A 19,892-nucleotide genomic window follows, 5' to 3' on the forward strand; every position below is an offset into this window, starting at 1 on the left:
CTTTCCAGTTAACCGTTGAATTTTCCAATGCTTTTAATTATTGTTCAACGTAAAAATGAGTTCCTTCCCTGGATCAATTGTTGAGCTGCCATTTTCCTTAACCCCCGCAACTACAATCTTAAATGGTCTAGTATGTAGCGATTGAATGCTTAGTCTGTTCTTATCCAGACTAATAAAAACGTCAGTTTCCTCAGAAAACGAAATTTTAGTCTTGTTTACTTCCAATTCTTTTACTGAAAAGAAAACAGAGAGATTCTCCTTGGTTAATGAGATTGGCTGATTCCCATCAACTTTCCATTTAGAATTATTTACCTGCCAACCTTTTAAATTCGGATTTGGTTTTAGTTCATCAATTCTATCATCAAATTTTTCAAAAGGAAAAACAACCGTTATGAAGTTGAAATCAGCTTTATTATCTTTTGTTACTACTGCCCATTCTTTTCCTCTTTGTCCTTCAGTGGTGACCGAATCCACAGGGACAAGTTGGTAAATGTCACAACCCGAACCATCGTCAAAGGTGGAACGCAATAAATTAGGTGCGTTTTCCAAAGTGTAATGTCCTTGCCAAATTTGTTTGTACGCATGTGGCCTATTGGATATTAAACGGTCTTTTACGATCCAAAAATCATCTTTAAGATAGATAACCTGTCTCGTATAATCTACTCCAACATCCTCAAAACCATTATGGCTTCCCACAAAAAAATCCAAAAATTTGTTGCTTTCCCAACCTATGGTCTTGGGTTTCGGCAGAATTTTGAACTTTCCAAAACCACTGCCACCCTCATTGGAGGCATAGCCCTTTCCTTGTAATTCTGAATCCACCAAGGCCACATTTTTTACCAGTGAATTTTTGAAGAATTCATAATCTTTAAGGGAATACCGTACTTGGTAATTAGGTAGGATAACCTGCCCATTTGCCATAGCTTGGATGCCTAACATATCCCCGTGTTGGTGATCTGGTTTTTCTGCATCGAGCCCATTTGAAATAACCATTACTTTATCTTTGCCCGCCCAGCCTTCGCGCATAAAGTAATACCCTGTTGTTGGAAAAGCTATCGATTTAAATTCGGGTGTTTTTGCTTTGATGTTATCGAGTAATTCTAATTGGGTATCGCTCACATACCAATACATTTTTGATTCCACATAGTTATTTGAGAAATAACCCATTTCTGGATCTTCAAATAACAGGTAGCCCAAGGTCAAAGCCCCTGAAATATTATTTTTTTCGGCCCATGGAGAATTGGTATCATCAGAGAGGACCGGGGCGGATTTATCTGGATAGGCAATTTTAGTTAAGGTGGTAAACAAGGATTTCAACTTATTTACCCAAAATGCATTTATTTTTAGGCCGCTATTTTCTGCTAATTGATAGACGTAATAATAGTTATCTATATCACTCATGTGGTAATGGACACTTCGTTCGAACTGAAACCCATCATTATTTATTTCCTTTTCCAAATGGGCGTTCAATTGCATCATCGCACGATCATACCACTTGTCTGTCCCCTCAAAATCCCGAAACAAAATGGATAGCATGGCCAGGGCGGACATACCCCTTGTTTGGTGGTTGCCCGGAACAAAATCTGCATTCGTTTCATATAAATGCGCCCCGTGTTGCAATAAGGTGGCAATTGTTAAAAGCTGGTCTTTGTACGAATATGTTTTTTCTCCCAAAAACATATTGTGAATATGCAACCAGTTCAAAATACGATACCCCGATCTGAAAGCTTCATATACCCCATTTCCATCTTCTATTTGCTCATAATCTCCAGCTAATAGCGCACTGTTCAGGGATCTTAATTGGTTTTTGAAATAATCTATATACTTCCTGTCCTTATTTTCATAGTTGTAATAGAAGGCAATATCCACCATTTTGTGCTGTCTCGCCAAATGGCGCAATGCGTAGGCATTAACAGGTTCGCCATTCAAGTAATTAAACGGCAATTTCCATTTTGTAGAATCTGAAAACTTAGAAATATGGTCAAATGCCTTTTCTGTATGTCCTTTTTCAACCTCTGGGAAAATTGATTTATACCTTTCAAATCTTTCATCAAAATCTTTCCAATCGTAAAAATAGCGTTCAGAGAATTTTTCGCGAAAGTATGTTGCCAGTGTAGCTTTTGAAATAGTATTGACGCCACCAAAAGATTTTTGTACTTCCGGATTTAGATATTCTGCAAGTTCATTGGTTTCAATTATACGATTGGAGGGTATCTCTTGAGCTGATGCCTTTTGAAAAATCACCAAACAAACAATACATATAATGCATATTACATTATTCATTTATTTGATCTTTTTAATACATTAATTTTAATTTCAAATTCTGAACCACCTCAATTTTGCCGGAATTTTCAATGATATTATCTCCTGGTTCCTGCCCCTTCTCTCCCCATAAAATGGCGATGAGTTTTACAGGGTTGTTTTTAAAGGTGTTATTTGAAAACTCTACATTGACAATCCCTCTATTTTTTATTAGAATTTGGTCTTTTTCAGCTTTACCGCTATTTGTGAACACGTTGTTTTTGAGTGTTAGGTTACCCCCAATGGTAGATTCATCGTATCCACCTCGATAATAATCCAAAACAGTTTCCTTAATATTATCGAAAGTTGAATTGGTGATGGTGACAAACTCTGCATTATAATCTCCCCCATCATTGGTTTCTTTGTTAAGCATAAAACCACGGTCACAATTTTTAAAAGTAGAATTAGCTACAGAAACGGTATCCGCAAAAGACCCTTGGGAAACTTCCAATACCGATTGAAAATTTTTAATGCCCACATTCTCTATAAAGAGGTTATAGGCTTTGGACATGTTCTTATCCAAGGTTCTAAATGTATTTTGAGATTGGTTTCCAGTCAAGTCAATATCCTTTAGCCTAAGGTTGCCTTTCGGGTGTAATTCAAATGCTGTTTTTGGGGATGTAAATAAAATCTCTGCTTTCTCGTTCTTTTGAGCAGAAACAATAGTGATATTTTTAGTGATCGCTAAGCTCGACTTCACATTATAAACTCCTTTCGCAAGGGAAATAATATCCCCTGAATTGGCTTTTTCAATGGCATTCTTAAGGGTTTTGGCAGATGAAACATTGAAGGTTCTTGGCGTTGATATTTTCTTTTCGGATGAAAACCACTCGGTGCCATATTTGGTTTTATCCAATAAATTCAAATTTTCCTTAATTGGGTTTACAAAGGCCCCTATACTATTATTATCTGGGGTCCTTTCGTTACCGAATAAATCTTTACTAATAGTTCCAAAATCAAAACCAGCATATACGTCACTTTTATTCTCATCCAACACAAATAACTTATCAGACTTTTTTACTACAGTAAAATCTTCAGTGATAAGTCCTTCGGGCTTAACATCACTTTTGTATTCGTTATTTATAATGTTGTTTTTAAAAGTGACCCCATCTACTTCGTCATAATTAATGATTGGGTATTCGTCGGCAACTTTGTTGTAAATGACATTATTTGCCAGTACAACACGCTCCGGACGTGCCGAGCGTATTTCAGTGGCCGGCAAAACATCACTTTGACTAACATTAGAGCCTACACTAAACTGCCAAGGTGAATTACAATTTACATAAGTATTGTGTGCTACTACAACATCGGTCACTTGGTTGTATCTGTTTAGAGGGGATTTTGGAATACCGTTCATCACCGCCAGAGCACTTCTAAATTCCGTTCCTTTTATCTTATAGAAATAGTTATTGGTTATCCAATGCCCTGTATTTATGACGCGGATACCCCCTATAAATTTGGAATTATCATTACCAATAAAAATATTGCCGTCTATGGTAGCGTAGTTTCCGTGGCGTAACACCAAGGAGCCTTCACTTTCAAAAAACACATTATTTCTGAATTCGTTAAAATTTGATTTGCTGGAAATTATTTCTATTTCGCCATTGCATCGTTCGAATAAATTATTGGCAACCAGGGTATGGGATGGTGTCATTGAAGTTCCGCTACTGCCCAATTGTATGGTTTCCCCATGGGGTCCACCTTTACGAGGTCTAGGTCCAAAATGATTATTGACGATTTTATGGTAGTTGTATATATTCTCATTACCTTCCAAACGTACCATAATGGTTGGCCCAAAGTTAGATTTGCCTGCAAGGTAACTATGGCTCAATTCGTTGTTTCTTCCCCAAAATTCTATCCAATGGTCACTAACATCACGATCAAGCTGGGTAAATTCTTCAATAACACATTGGGTTACCTTACAATTATTAGCAATGGAATCGTTGTTGATCTTGTATTGAATAACATTCTCGGTTGGCGTATACCCATTTTTAAAATGCAAACCATCAACAATTAAATAACTGCCCCCCAATTTTAAATTGGAAACCCCTTCTATGGTTACTTTCCCTTTTTCCTCTGCAGTTAATGTTATCGGTCTTTCCTTGGTTCCATTACCATAAAATATTATTTCAACATCCTTCCAAATACCATTTGCAAGGATAATGTTATCACCAGCCTTACAATCTTTAATGGCCTCGTTTAACTCGCCCATGTCTTGGACTAGAATTCTATTGGTTTGGGCATGTAATGTTGATAATACCACAAGAATAAACGCGGTTGTAATACATAAGGCTCTTTTCATAAGATTTTGTGTTGTTTGTTATTATTACGCTTCCTTCCACAGCTGCTGTACTTTCTTTAAATCTCTTTTCATGGCATCGAATACAACTTTTTTATCTACCGAAATCTCTCGATTCCCTTTTTCCGCACCACCCAGATCATATTCGAGATGCAGGGAAACTGGGGGCTTTAATTGATAGTGTTTAAGCAACTTAAAATATTTAGTAAAGTCTACCATGCCCTCTCCAATGGGCACATTAATAGCCTCCCACTTACCATTTACCTTATCCCATTTAAAATCTTTAAGTACAATAACCTTAATCTTAGAGTGCAAAAGTTCCAATCCGTTTTCCCAAGAATAACCACCTTCAACCATTGCATGCCGAATATCATACTGCGTTCCAAAATATGCTGGATTTACAGTTTCCAAAATTTTCTGTATTTCCCAATAGGATGCGCCCACACTAACACCTGCGTGATTTTGGTAGCAACCAATTAGTCCTAGTTCTTCATTTAAATTGCCCAACTTTTTTACCTCATTCTGATAGATCAATAAGGAATCTGGCATCGATGAATTTTCATGATATTTAAACCAATTGGTTCGGTAATATTCAATTTGTTCTAGGGAAGCAGCTTTTAAAATATCCACATCCAGGACATTGTCTATACTTTCTATACTTGTGGTAATCATTTTACATTTGGTACCACTTGCCTTAATAGCCTCAATGGCTTTAGGAAGATCGGTTTTCACTAATTCGGGCAACACATGCCCATCGGGGCGCACAGTTAAATCTACCCCTGAAAAGCCCATTTCGGCAGCCATTTCTCCTGTTGTTTTATAATCTAAAAACTGGAGATGTTTCGAAAATATATTAATATCAAGGGTGCTATCAGGATAGAAACTTTTAAGATTATGTAGGGGAATTGTGCCAAAAGGTAAAAAACATGCTGCTTTAGCTGTCTTAGTTACAAAATCTCGTCTTGTGGCCATTTCGCTATAGATTGAAAATTATTTATTAAATTTGGTTTACCAAATTGGTTAACCAAAAATATAGATATTTTAGTAGTATTCAAATATTTTAACATAATAAATGCCAAATGAAAAAAATCCAAGTCCCTTTTTTACAGAAATTTGAAAGTATAAGTACAGCAACTATTGCCACATGCTTATTTAAAAGAGGCCTAAAAAACCAATTCATTCAAAACGTAATTCCATTAAGTAGCATCAAAAAAAACATGGTGGGAGAGGCTTATACGTTGAGGTATATTCCGGCCAGGGAAGATTTAAATACAATTGAGGTATTCAAAGATCCGAAACATTTACAAAGGGTCGCCGTTGAAGAATGTCCCAAAGGGTCTGTATTGGTAATTGATAGTAGAAAGGATGCAAGGGCTGCTTCTGCCGGCTCCATATTGGTAACCCGATTAATGATCAGAGGCGCAGCTGGTATAGTGACGGATGGAGGGTTCCGCGATTCAGCAGAAATAGCGGAGTTGGATTTTCCCTCATATCACAATCGGCCTTCAGCACCTACCAATCTTACGCTGCATCAGGCTATTGCCATTAATGAACCTATTGGATGTGGTGATGTTGCGGTCTTTCCTGGAGATATATTGGTAGGTGATAAAGATGGAGTAATGGTAATTCCTGCAAAAATTGCCGATGAGGTGGCCGATGAATGCTTGCAAATGACCTTGTTTGAAGAATTTGTTTTATTAAATGTCCAACAAGGGAAACCTATTATTGGACTATACCCACTAACAGATAAGAAGATCAAGGATGAATTTGAAATATGGAGAAGTAAACTTAGCAATAAATAATGAAGCATAAAACCCAATATTTAATCCTGAAATAACGATACACAACAGCAACTAACATTAATTTCACTATCTTTATTTTAGTGTTGGATTCGTATAAAATGAATGTAGAGATTCCAAAACTCCTCCAGTTACTTGTGCAGGTATTTACTAATTCCTGAAACATAATGACAGAAGGGCTTACCGGATATCATTTGTATTATATTGAAAAGGACAAAACATGTCAGCAATAATGCCGACATAAAAGTTATAAATACCCATAGTCTTCCCGAAAAAGTGGCTGGGCGGTTTTAAATAGATGTTGTATTAATATGAGTTCAACCCCTTCAAAATCCAATAAAAAATCTATTAAAGACCCGACCGCTGCTTCTTCGTTGGCACTGTTAAATGAAGAGATAAAAAATAGTGAAGCGAGGTATAGAGAATTATTGTTCGGTTTACCAATTGCGGTATATACATGCAATGCAGAAGGATATATCCAATTATACAATGATGCGGCAGCGGAACTTTGGGGGACCAAACCCTTGATAGGAAAGGACCTATGGTGCGGGTCTTGGAAAATATACAAGCAAGACGGCACTCCTTTGCCACTTGAAGAATGTCCTATGGCGTTGGCCTTAAAGGAAAAGCGGCCTCTTAGTTTTGAAATCCTCATTGAAAGGCCTGACGGAAGTAGGCGCCATATCATTCCAAATCCACAACCTACCTTCGATGCAAATGGGAATTTGTCGGGTGCTATCAACACCTTGATAGATATTACCCAACAGGTAGAGGCCCGTAAGAAAATTGAAGCAAGCGAGACCCAGTTCAGCACGCTCGCCAACAATATTCAAAATTTAGCCTGGATGGCAAATGCTGACGGCTGGGTCTTCTGGTATAACCAACGCTGGTACGAATATACAGATACTGCAAAAGAAGAAATGGAAGGCTTGGGCTGGCAATCCGTAATTGAACCAACCAAATTACAAAGGGTTCAAAAGGGATGGAAGGATGCACTAGATACTGGAAAACCCTTTGAAATGACCTTTCCTCTTAGAGGGGCCGATGGAAAATTCCGTTCTTTTATCACCCGTGTCCTTCCAATATATGATGGTGAGCAGAAAATAATTCGTTGGGTTGGAACACATACGGATATCCATGAACATTTAGAACATTCCTCCTTCTTGGAATCCAACCTAAAGGAGGTCTACGAAGAAATGCAGGCCGTTCTCCAGTTTGCACCGGATGCGGTAATCACCATTGACGAGAAAGGGGTTATCATTAGTTGGAACCCTGAAGCTGAGGAAATTTTTGGATGGAATAAAAAGGAGGCAGTAGGAAAACTATTGACAGAAACCATAATCCCCGAACGCTATGCCCAAAGGCATACAAAAGGAATGGATCATTTTTTAAAGACTGGTGAAGGGCCGGCCATAAACAAACCAGTAGAGATGTTCGCGGTGACAAAGAACGGGATTGAAATTCCGGTTGAATTGAAGATTTCTGCGGCAAAAATTAACAATAGCCATATTTTTATAGGATTCCTCCGCGATATATCACTTAGAAAGCAAGCCCAGGAAACAATCAACAAAAAAACCTCACAGCTTATTGAAGCTCAAGAACTTGCCCATATAGGTAGTTGGGAATGGGATGTGAAGACCAATACTATAGAATGGTCAGATGAACTATACCGGATTTATGAATTGGACCCGGAAGATTTTGAACCAAATTACGAATCCTTTCTCGGTTACGTTCATGTTGATGACAGAGAATTAATGAATGCCACTGTACAGCAAGCTTATAAAGACCATCAATCCTATACTTTAATTCATAGAATTACATGCCCTGATGGTACCATCAAGTCTCTTAAAGGCACTGGAAAGGTATTGACCAATAAACAAGGTGAAATAGTTCGTATGTCGGGAACGGGACAGGACATTACCGAACAGCAAAAACATGAGGCAGAATTAAGAGCCAGTGAGGAACGGTTCTACAAGATTTTTGACAGTAACCCAGTGCCCATGGCGTTGTCCGAAATCAAAACCAACAAGATAAAATATGTAAATTCCCTTTTCTGTAGCACATTTGGTTATACTAAGGAAGAAGTTATTGGTAAAACCACTGAGGAACTAGGGCTGATAGGACCTCAGGAATACAAAAGGATTATTGCCTACATTTTTGGATTTCTAGAAGAAAAGAGAAGCCTTGAGGAAATTCAGGCCCTGTCCGTTGATGAAACGGAGCAACTCCTGATGAGATTAAAGCAAACGGATGCGATGAAGGATTTTGAAGTGCAGTATACCCGTAAATCTGGTGAAGTCTTTCCTGCGATAATTTCCTTTGAAATAATCAGGCTCAACTCCGAACGCTATACGGTATTCTCTTACCAAGATATTTCGGAAAGGAAAAGGGCCGAAGAATTACTCAAAAACCAGAACAAACAACTGGAAAAAATGAACAAGGAGCTACAATCCTTTACTTACATTTCCAGCCATGACCTTCAGGAGCCCTTGCGTAAAATCCAAACCTTTGCTGGTCAGATCGTAGAGACCGAATTGGAAAACCTCTCAGAAAAAGGTAAAAATTATTTTTTAAGGATGCATAATGCAGCTGACCGAATGCAAACCCTCATCCAGGATTTACTGGCCCTATCGCACGCCAATACACATAAAGGCAAATTTGAACTTACAAACCTAAATGATATTATTGAATCTGTTAAGGCAGAATTCGCGGAAACCGACATCTTGAAAGGGGCAATAATTGATGTACAGGAGCTTGGACAGGTCCATTTAATCCCGTTTCAATTTCAACAATTATTTCTCAATCTCATTAGCAATTCCCTTAAATTTTCTAAATCAGGGCATCCGGCACGGATCAATATAACAAGCGAAAAAATTAAGGGCCACACCTTGAACCATGATGGGGTTAAGCCCAACCAAACCTATTTACATATTTCATTTAAAGATCAAGGCATTGGGTTTAAAGAAGAATTCTCTGAAAAGATTTTTGAAGTGTTTCAACGACTTCATGGCAGGGATCAATATCCGGGAACTGGCATCGGGCTGGCTATCGTTAAAAAAATTATTGAGAACCATAATGGATTCATTTCAGCAACCAGTGAATTGGATAAGGGCACTACCTTTGACATCTATATTCCGGCATCATAAATGCCATAATCAACAAATCACAGGCTAGCGCCTGTTTGTCTTTTTTGTTTATACCGGAGTCAAGAAACAAGCTTACTCCTTGCTATAGGATTACCTCTCCCGAAGTCTCGGGATCGGTGATCCTGTTATTGCATCCGACGACGAGCTGGAGGTGAGGAGAGGAATGCACCGGTGCTCAACAAAAACTTGAAACCTTCGGTTTCTATCTTTTTTGTTTTCCATACTTACAAAAGCAAGCTTTTGACGCCGGAAAACAAAAAAGCCAGACATTGCTGTCTGGCTTTTGTTGGTCGGGGTGGCAGGATTCGAACCTGCGGCCTCCTGCTCCCAAAGCAGGCGCGATAACCGGGCTACGCTACACCCCGAAAATTTTAGGATAGAAACTATCTTATTTTCGGATTGCAAATATAGGATAATACTTAGAATGACAAGTCAAAAAAGTCTTATAAAAATAAAATAGGTGTTAAATATATTTAACACCTATTTTATCAAGCTTTTAGCTTTAAAAATATATCTATCTGAAGAGCGTAAAATGCCCTACATATTGTTGTTTATCAGCATCATTGGCATTTACAACATACCAATAATCCCCTGTAGGTACCTCCTTGCCCTCATATTTACCGTCCCAGCCTTTAACCTGGTCCAATATTGCAACCACCCTACCGTAACGATCATATATCTTGACCTCCACATTTGGGAACAATTCCCGATTACCAGGAGCCCATACCTCATTCATATTATCCCCATCCGGAGTGAAGAAATTCGGCATTTCCAGTACACCTGTAAAATCGAATGGGATGGTAATGGTAACACTACAACCTTGTTCATCAACAACCCTTATGGTCACCGTGGCATCCATATTAAGAGTAAACACATTGTTATCCCCTGAGGAATGACCTTGAAAGAAATATTCATAGTTACCGAAACCTCCTGCTGCAGTTGCCGTAATTTCATTAGGGCCAGTTTTGATAGCTTCAAGTGTCAAAGGATCATAAGCATCTATCGTAAATGAAACCGAAGTAGAGCATCCGTTCTCGTGATACAAATACACTATATGATCTCCCGGAGGTAGATCTCCAAATGTATAATTGGTATCTGCCAAGGTAATATCATCAACATCCAAGGAAAAAAGCAATCTAGAAAGCACACTAGGATCCTGCATTTCTACAGTAACCGTGCTATTGGGGAATATTCCTTCACAACCATACTCGGGTAAAGCTTCAGCAGTAAGATCTACCCCTATTATAATAGGCATTACCACATTGGTTTCACAACCTCTGGCATCCCTTACAAAGGCTACATAAGTATCACCTCCAACAAGATTATCAAAGAATAACGCATCATTCCGTACAAAATCTGCTGGATCCGAAGAGTTTAAACTGGTTTCATAATATGTCTGCAAGGTTACAGGATCCACAAACGGGGTTCCCCCTGTAATGGTAAGCTGTGCCGAACCATCCATCGCATTGATACATGTTTCGGGAGTCTCAATGGACGACACGTTCAATACAGCTGGTTCCAGCACTGTCAAGGTTCTTTTTTCTGAACATCCCTTTTCGTCCAAGATCAATATTTCATATGTACCAGCATCCAAATCGTCAAAAACAAACTGGCCTGGTGTTGTTGGTTCGCTAAAGAATTCGTTGAAATTAGGGGATATTGCAAACTGTAATAGTCCAACTCCACCTGATTGTACATCTATTTCAATGGAACCATCGGACAATCCATTACAAGATACCGCATTGGGAACAGCTGTTAATTGAATAGGTTCTGGTCTCAATATAACCAAAGGTCCTTTTACATCCCCACAGGTTACACCACTGATTACACTCACATAATAATCATTGCCTTCAGGTAAGCTTTCAAATGTCCCATCATTTTGGGTAGGTCTAAATAAAGTTGCAGACGCATTTGGAGCAAACGGATCTCCAGGATCACCCACCCATAGTTGAAATTGATAATTTCCAACCCCACCAGCAGCAAATGATTCAATCCTTCCGTCCAATTCAGAAGCACAGGATATATCATCTGGCAAGTTCAAAACTAGATCTACATTTTCCGCATTTACCAAGGTTATCCCCTGGGAACGTACGCTATTACAAACGTTCAATCCTGAAACATCCTTCTTACGAATATCATATTGATAAAATCCAGGTCCAACTGTGATCAATACAGAAGTTCCGGCCATATCAATATAGGGGTCAGTTGGCAAGGCATTGAATGCCCTGTATTCGTACACATATCCAACTTCAGGATTTTCAACACTTAATCGTATTTGTCCCTGTCCCCCACAACCAGGTGCTTGAACCTGTACCAGTTTAGGATCAATTGGAGGTGGCGGGTTCACAAAATAGGGAACAGTTACCCCTACACATGCAAAACCGGAAGAAATCTCAATCGCGTACCATCCAGCACTTATGTAACCACCTGATAGCCCGCCAAATGTTGGAGCATCCTGCAAACCACCTGTTGATACAATATTTGTATTATCATTACTTCCTAAATACAATAATCTATACTTGTACCCCGCGCCAGGAACACCTCCAGATGCACCGGCCAGAGCAGTGAGAATAGTACCCGTGGTTGTATCGTAAGCTTCCAAAACGGCATTATTTCCTCCAGGACATATCAAAGCCTGAGGCTCCCTAATTCCAGCAACGATAGGAGCAATTGGGAATAATTGAATATCGATACTAGTTTCACAACCTTCAACATCCCTTACAGTTACCCTATAATTGCCACTTGATAAGTTTTCAAATTCATTGTTTGCACCAAAAGGTGCCACTGAAACAAATATTCCGCTACCAGCAGGGCTTTCAATGGCCAAACTAAAGTCATAAGGTGCAGTATCCCATCCGCCTTGAGCACTAGCCTGGATTTTACCTAGGTTATCATCACAACTTACATTACCCAATTCTAGAGCGGAAAGCACTAGGGGTCCATTAGGACTTCTTATCGTTGCCACATTACTATTTCCTGAACAATATGGTAGGTCATCTGATGTAACTACTACATAGAAATTTCCACCCGGGAGTCCAGTAATAGTTTCGGGATTGTTAGCTGTATGAAAGCTACCAGTAGCTAAAGATATTGATGCTGTTAAATCAAGGCTGCTATAGACATTATAGGTATAGTTCCCTATATAATCCGTTACTGTTATCGACATTTCGCCATCATCAACACCAAAACATTGGATAGGTTTGGCCTCACTTATAACAACAGTTGGCGCTTGAGGTTCCTCCACCGTATGCTTCGGTAATGGATAGGTACAACCCCCAATATTGTCGGTTATTTCAAAAAGATAGTCTCCTGCAGCTGGTAAATCTACCAATGCAAAACTATTGCCCACCACAACGACAGGGGCTACAGGAACAACCGAATTTGTTGTCACTGTAAAACTTGTGGTTCCCACTACATCTATTCTTACCTGCTCAGGATCTCTACAATCCAGATCCCTGATAACGCTAAGTGTAGGCACCACATCTGTAGGTGGATTGATCGTAGGCAAAACAAAGGTAGTCTGACAACCATTGCCGTCTATTGCGTAGATAGTAAAGTCCTGTGGAGCTCCATTATCAATGATTTCAAATAGATTACTGCTCTGGTAGTTTCCAAAACCTGTTAAACTGTATTGGTACCCTCCGGCAGCCGTTCCCGGATCAACAATGCTTACCGTAATGGTAGTGGAACTAAATCTATTGGCACCTACCTCACAGGAAAAATCGGGTGCCGATGCCGAAATGGAGAACGGTAATGGTTCCGTAATATCCACCAAGCCAGTTTGATCCATACAATTTCTTTCCGTTATCACTTCAACCTCATAACGTCTTGGGGCAAGGTTAGGGAAGGATCCAGAATTATTGGATGCCAATAATGCCCTTGTATCAAAATCGACCAAATTATAGGTGATGGGTGTATCCACATCCGAACCACTTGTCAATATTACATCAATACTACCATTGTTATCGCCTGCACAGCTCACATTAAGATCTAAAATTGCACTGATAACCGGTAATGTTGGATTATCCAAGAAAATATTGTCCACTAAGAAGAAACAGTTTCCTGTACCATCGCTGACGATGTTATCTACAACCAAAACCTTATAACTTCCTGGTCCTACCCCAGGAAAAACTCCGGCATTTCTGTCTCCAACTATTGGAGCTCCAATATTTGCTCCAGTTCCGTCCTGTAATTGGTAAGTAAAATCATCACTACCTCCATCGGTGACCACACTTATGGTTCCATCCAAATTGTTACATGTTGGCATGGTAGTAAAACCACCGGATGCCGATACAAATTCAAATACCTCAGCAATACCAGTACTGGTACACCCATTGGCATCTATGACATCTATTGTATAAAAACCTGGAGTACTTACGAAAAAAGTTGTGGTATTAGGAGTGCCAAATTGAGTGACACCTCCAAGGGTAAATCTTGGTGTATCAACCCCAGCGGGCATAGTTACATCAATCTGAAAGGAGGTTGCTGTATTATCACACTGGTTGATTACAGCAATGGTTGGTGCGGGTAATGGTGGATCCAATTGTACGATCTGTCCTATTCCAAAAGAGATACAACCACTACTATCCCTCACATAAATCTCATAATTCCCTGCAGGCCTTGAGGCTGTGGTCTGTGTTGTAAAATCATCCGAAAGATCAGCAGGAGTTGCTGTACCATCAAAATCTGGGGTATCTCCTTGTGGTATATAGGCATATTCATAAGGTCCCCCTGCACCGCCATACCCTTGAACAGTAAATTGTCCGTCCGCATTACAGTTCGCAGGATCGTCCTGTAAAATAAAAATGGACGGGAGGTTTTGGTTGATGGTAATTGCAGCAGCATCTGTACAATCATCTCCTAGATCAGTTGCTACAATCTGATAGTTTCCTGGCAGCGTTTCATAGGTATTGGAATATACTGCTCCTATAAATCCTGGGTCGGAGACAATTACCTGACTAGCACCTGTATCCGAATTCACCAATTCTATCCTAATACCGGGTCCGGTCAAACCTGTTACCGTATAGGAGATCTGTCCATTTCTATTGGCATCACAGAAACCAGCGGTGCTGGTGGCTGTTACGTCCAACAAATTGGGCCCTTCTATTGGATCAATAATATCCAAATAAGTACAACCGGTCCCTAAATCCGATACTTCTACCGTAAAAGAAACCCCATATTGCAATCCGTTAAAGGTATGTCTTCTTGGGGGTGAATTTGGACTTACAAAAGCATTAGCTGGTACTTCAACCAATCTAATTTCAAATGGTCCGGTGCCCCCAACAATATCCACAGTATTAGAAAATCCTGTAGCGCTACAGACCAATGGACTTTGAGCAACCGGTACAACATCCACGGTTGTCTGAATAACGGTTACATTGTCTATGTCATTACAGCCGTACCTATCTATGGTAATAACAGTATAATTTCCTGGAATAACATTGGCAAAAGTCTCAACAGTACTTGCCGTAGGTCCAATTCTATCCAATTCCACACCAAATTGATCTTGGAGGATATAAGTGAAATCGGCAACTCCGTCCGTTACCCCTGTAATTTGTATACTTCCTTCAACAACACCTGCACCACAGGTAGCGTCAACCGGTGCTACTGTTGCATCGGGCGGAGGAGTTCCATCTGTAGGAATGGTAACCGTTTTTCCAATGGTCTCACATCCTCTTGAATCTCTTACAATATAATTATAGGTTGCAGCAGCTGTTAAATTGGAATACGTAGTTTGTGAAGTAAAAGGCCCTCCATCAAAACTTATTACATAAGGCGGTACGCCAATAGTTGCATCTGGTGTTATGGTAGCAATTCCATTATTTGCTTGCCCACAACTTGCAGGTGTTGCTGTTGCTGTGGCTTCAATCGCCAAGGGTGGCTCTAAAACCAAAGGGTTGGATTCTGCAATACATCCCTCATTGTCCGTTATTCTGAATATATAGGTTCCACTGGCATTAGTGTTGTAAAAGAAAACATTGGTGACCAAAGGAGTTGAAGGACTCGTAGTTACGGTAACTCCATCATCATAAATAACTTCATAGGATTTAGGTCCAGCCCCCACAAGGTATCCATTTGTGGCTTCTACACGTATACTTCCATCTGCTCCTCCACAAGGAATATCTGTAGCAATGGTAGTGGTCACCCTCAATTGTGGGTTTATGGTTACGTTTAATTGACTGGAACAATTATTGGCATCAAAAACTTCTACCGAATAACTACCTGGTGTGAGTCCGGCAAAAGTGGTACTGGCCTGTAAAGCCCCCCCATTGATTCGATATTGGTATCCAGGGGTTCCTCCCGCGGCATTAACAACTACTGTTGCTCCAGTACTTGGGACATAACAATAATCTGTAGCTGCATCTAGACTTATGGTTGGTGATGACAGCGGGGTCAATGTAAAACTAAAAGTAGCAGAACAACCTTCTGCATCCGTAACGCTTAAATTATATGTTCCCGGGGTAGATAGATTCCCAAAGGTCCTATTGGTCCTTGGACCAACAATAGGCGCTCCTCCAGGATACACTAAAGTATATCTATAGTTGCCCCAACCTCCAGTTGCATTGGCCACTACCCTACCGATATTACTGTTCTGACAGTTCATGGCTGTTACTGTTCCCCCTAAAGCGATAGGGGTAGCAGGCTCTGTGATCGTAAATGAGGTAGAATCGGTACAACCCGTATCCACATCTGCTACATTAATAACGTATACACCAGCCCCTGAGGGTGGTAATACTACCTCACCTGCATTTTGTGGGGCACTTTCTGCTCCACCATTAATATTATAGGTATAATTATTTGAAAATCCATCTATCAGAAAGGTTCCTGTACCATCCGATCCTCCCGAACATACTCTGGTATCCCCTCCTGCCTTGACTCTAGCTCTAATGGAACTAATATTGGCCGGCGTATAACTGCTTGTATAGGTACATCCATTAATATCTGTAACCCTAAATTGGTAAGCCGTAGCAGTATTTAAACCAATAAAAGTATTGCTGCCGCCATTATCCACAATAGGTGCCGGACTTATAATTTCATACTTTGCAATAGCAAAACTGCTGGTTACCGTTAATTGTACATCTGCTGTCCCCGCTCCACAATTTACATTGCTCTGGGCAAAGGCAATCCCTGTTGGAGGGGCAACATCTGTAATTGTTATGGATGGTAATTGCACCCGACATCCACCGGAATCCCTAATTATAGGAATATAGGTGCCAGGGGCAAGATTATTATAAAGGGTTTGGGTTGTAAAGTTTGCTGGGGCATCTCCAGAAATACTAAAGACGTATCCACTACCAGAACCTCCAGAAAAAGGGCCTTGGAATTCTATAGATCCTCCAATGGTACCTCCTGTGCCATCACAGGTCCTATCTGCCAATTTAACGGCTGTACCATTAATAGCGCCCGTTGTGGTTACCGTTACTGTATTGGGTAATGTGAGAATACAATCAAAGCCACCTTGTTGGTAGCGTACTTGCATATTGTTATAGGTTCCTGCGGGCACCGATAATTGGGTATTGGTACTCCATGTACCGGCGGGGGTAGCTCTAAAAGAAAGATTATACCCTTTACCATCTATAACATTGAAATTTATTTTGGCCCCACCATTACTACAGGTGCCATTTACTCCGCTTGCCGTAACATCTGGCGGTGTAAGCACCTCTACATCGGCAGAAGCGGTAATGGTACACCCATTACTATCGGTGATAAAAAAATCATAGGAACCTGGAGAGGTTACCGTATATGTTGTGGATCCGGTATACGCTGGACTCACCGTAGCGCCACCGTTTACTGTAAATGTATAAGGAGCTGTTCCTCCTGAGGTTCTGACTGTGATATCAACACTGGCCACGCTGCACCCAAAACTATTGTTCACCTCCGTAGAGGCGCTCAAGGCAACAATACCACTACCTATAATAATAGGATTTCCATTGATATCAAAACTCTCAGTTGGCGGTGGAATACCATTTGCAGGATCCCCTTTACACTGTTGGGTCTCTACCCTAACACTATAAGTACCAAAACCAACGGCACTAAAAACATAGCTATTGGCAGCAATAAAAGATGTAAACTCTTGAGGCACCCCATTGGAATCCAATAAGGTGTATTTAAATGGCCCTGGAACATTATTGGCTACAACGGTTATACTTCCGGTATCGCCACTACACTGGGCATCAACAAAAGTGACGTCAATATCCATATCCCTTTGTTCAATTACAATGGGCTCATAAGGATACTCACATGTATTGGAGGTATTTTGAAGTCGAGCTTTAACTACATAAGTTCCTGGTAGTAAATTGTCAAATATGGGACCTTGATAAGGTCCAAAACCACTACCGCTATTAATGCTGTACTCATAAGCACTGGATAAGTTGGTAATTTGGATTCTTCCAGGAGCACCACATATAAAGTTACGTTTTACGTAGGTCTGGGTAATGGTACTCTTTTTAACCTTGAAATAATAATAAGGCCCTGATCCATTTACACGGACTCTAAAGCCCGCCCCTGTTGAGGAGTTGATGGTACTGGCATTAATATTAAAGTTGGAGCTGCTGCTTACTACACTCCAACAACTGGCCGTAGTATTGGCACATTCAGTGTTCACATCAAATACACAGCTACCACTAGGATTAAATCGTTCCCATTGGTAACTACTATAGGCAGCCTGTAAGGTCACTACCCGGTTATCAAAATCACCACAAAGGTTGTACCGTACCATGGTGCTACCGTCATTACTACAGGTAACCGTTTCATCACCATTGGTAATAATTGTCGAGAACATGGCAGTACTTGCAAATATTCCTTCGGCCCTATTGGACTCAGTAGATAAATTTGTGGATGTTGTTATTTTATCAGAATTGGCAATTGTTTCATCTTCCAAAGAAGCTGAATGGTCATGATCTAAATTATAGACTGGGAGAATATCGGTAATAAGATGATGGACTTTGTAATTTGCCAATGCTGAGGTACATACAACCGATAACGCGATCAGCAGTATGGCATACATAAGATGCCTTGGATTTCTTGGTAGCATAGGTTAAGTCTTTTTTAAGAATATATTCGATTTGGGATCTTGAATATTCTTTGGTGTAATTGTTTTTGCTTATAAAATCTATTTATCTTTAAACATTAATTCTATTCCTTCTATTATTAATCTTAACGTTAAGATATGAAAATTAGTATTGTATTTCTCTATTTATTCGTTGTAATGACAACCATTTCTTGCGGACAAGAACCTGAAAACAAGGCTAAAACCGCAGAGAATATAGCCTTTACCGTTGAAACGGTAGTTGATGGTATTTCTATTCCATGGGGCATGGTTATGCTCCCAGATGGTGCTTTTTTGATCACCGATAAATCTGGAGAACTCATCCATTTTAAGGATGGGAAGAAAACAAGTGTAGAAAATGTTCCTGAGGTTTATGTGCGGGGACAGGGTGGACTTTTAGATATAGAATTGCATCCAAATTATGAAGAAAATGGATGGATCTATATTTCCTATGCTTCATCGGAAGGTGAAGAAAAAGGTGGACATACTGCCGTAATGAGGGCAAAATTGAAAGATTTTAAATTGGTGGACAACCAGTTATTATACAAAGCCACTCCGAACACCACGGCCGGACAACATTTTGGATCCCGATTGGAATTTGATAATGATGGTTATTTATTCTTTTCCATTGGAGAACGTGGGGATAGGGATGTAAACCCACAGGATATTAAACGGGATGGCGGTAAAATCTATAGGATTAAGGATGATGGAAGCATCCCGGCAGATAATCCTTTTGTGAATGAAGCAGGAGCAAAAAAAGCCATTTACAGTTATGGACATAGAAATCCCCAAGGTTTGATAAAACACCCGCAAACAGGTGAAATGTGGGATCATGAACATGGACCTAGAGGTGGGGATGAAATCAATATCATTCAAAAGGGCAAAAATTATGGATGGCCAGTTATTACGTATGGCATCAATTATAGTGGCACCCCAATTACCGATAAAACCGAAATGGAAGGAATGGAACAACCCATCCATTACTGGGTACCCTCTATTGCCCCCAGTGGTATGGTGATGGTCACCTCAGATAAATACCCCAACTGGAAAGGCAATTTACTGGTGGGCTCCCTTGTATTCCAATACTTGGAAAGATTGGCCATGGAAGGGGAAAAAGTGGTCTATCGTGAAAAGCTTTTGGAAGATATAGGTAGGGTTAGAAGTGTCTACCAAGCCCCGGACGGATTTATTTATATAGGCGTTGAGGGCAAAGGAATACTGAAGCTCGTTCCTTCTGAATAGTTTTGACCTCGTGCTAAAGCCATAATCCATTTGATTACAGGTATTCAAATAGCACA

At 40.0% G+C, this 19,892-nt stretch carries 7 protein-coding genes and 1 tRNA gene; 3 read left to right on the top strand and 5 right to left on the bottom strand.

Going from position 1 to position 19,892, the window contains the following annotated elements:
- Window positions 1-33: 33 nt before the first annotated feature.
- From ABXZ32_RS01015 to ABXZ32_RS01025, 3 genes are read right to left on the bottom strand one after another with little or no spacing between them, the layout of a single operon-like run.
- Window positions 34-2,283 (bottom strand): heparinase II/III family protein, encoded by a 2,250-nt coding sequence (locus tag ABXZ32_RS01015; RefSeq protein ID WP_354616832.1) that lies wholly within the window; start codon window positions 2,281-2,283, stop codon window positions 34-36.
- Between the two features lie 13 nt (window positions 2,284-2,296).
- Window positions 2,297-4,603, bottom strand: a complete 2,307-nt coding sequence (locus ABXZ32_RS01020) for a chondroitinase-B domain-containing protein (protein ID WP_354616833.1) — start codon at window positions 4,601-4,603, stop codon at window positions 2,297-2,299.
- A gap of 24 nt (window positions 4,604-4,627) precedes the next feature.
- The gene (locus ABXZ32_RS01025) at window positions 4,628-5,572 is read right to left on the bottom strand and encodes a sugar phosphate isomerase/epimerase family protein (protein WP_354616834.1); all 945 of its coding nucleotides are present in this window, start codon (window positions 5,570-5,572) and stop codon (window positions 4,628-4,630) included.
- Window positions 5,573-5,679: 107 nt separating this feature from the next.
- Here ABXZ32_RS01025 and ABXZ32_RS01030 point away from each other — a divergent pair, with 107 nt between their 5' ends.
- Both ABXZ32_RS01030 and ABXZ32_RS01035 read left to right on the top strand, forming a co-directional pair.
- A complete protein-coding gene (locus tag ABXZ32_RS01030; RefSeq protein WP_354616835.1) occupies window positions 5,680-6,402 on the top strand; it encodes a ribonuclease activity regulator RraA in 723 nt (240 codons plus the stop codon).
- A gap of 308 nt (window positions 6,403-6,710) precedes the next feature.
- Window positions 6,711-9,545, top strand: coding sequence for a PAS domain S-box protein (locus tag ABXZ32_RS01035; RefSeq protein WP_354616836.1), 2,835 nt, complete (start codon window positions 6,711-6,713; stop codon window positions 9,543-9,545).
- A gap of 287 nt (window positions 9,546-9,832) precedes the next feature.
- Here the strand turns inward: ABXZ32_RS01035 and ABXZ32_RS01040 are convergent.
- Both ABXZ32_RS01040 and ABXZ32_RS01045 read right to left on the bottom strand, forming a co-directional pair.
- Window positions 9,833-9,910, bottom strand: a tRNA-Pro gene (locus ABXZ32_RS01040).
- 149 nt (window positions 9,911-10,059) lie between these two features.
- Entirely contained in the window at window positions 10,060-18,579 is an 8,520-nt protein-coding gene (locus ABXZ32_RS01045) for a T9SS type B sorting domain-containing protein (RefSeq protein ID WP_354616837.1), read from the bottom strand.
- 135 nt (window positions 18,580-18,714) lie between these two features.
- On the opposite strand from ABXZ32_RS01045, the gene ABXZ32_RS01050 reads away from it, so the two are divergent.
- Window positions 18,715-19,836, top strand: coding sequence for a PQQ-dependent sugar dehydrogenase (locus tag ABXZ32_RS01050; RefSeq protein WP_354616838.1), 1,122 nt, complete (start codon window positions 18,715-18,717; stop codon window positions 19,834-19,836).
- Window positions 19,837-19,892 lie beyond the last annotated feature (56 nt).

It is taken from the genome of Sediminicola luteus (assembly GCF_040566555.1).
GTDB lineage: Bacteria > Bacteroidota > Bacteroidia > Flavobacteriales > Flavobacteriaceae > Sediminicola.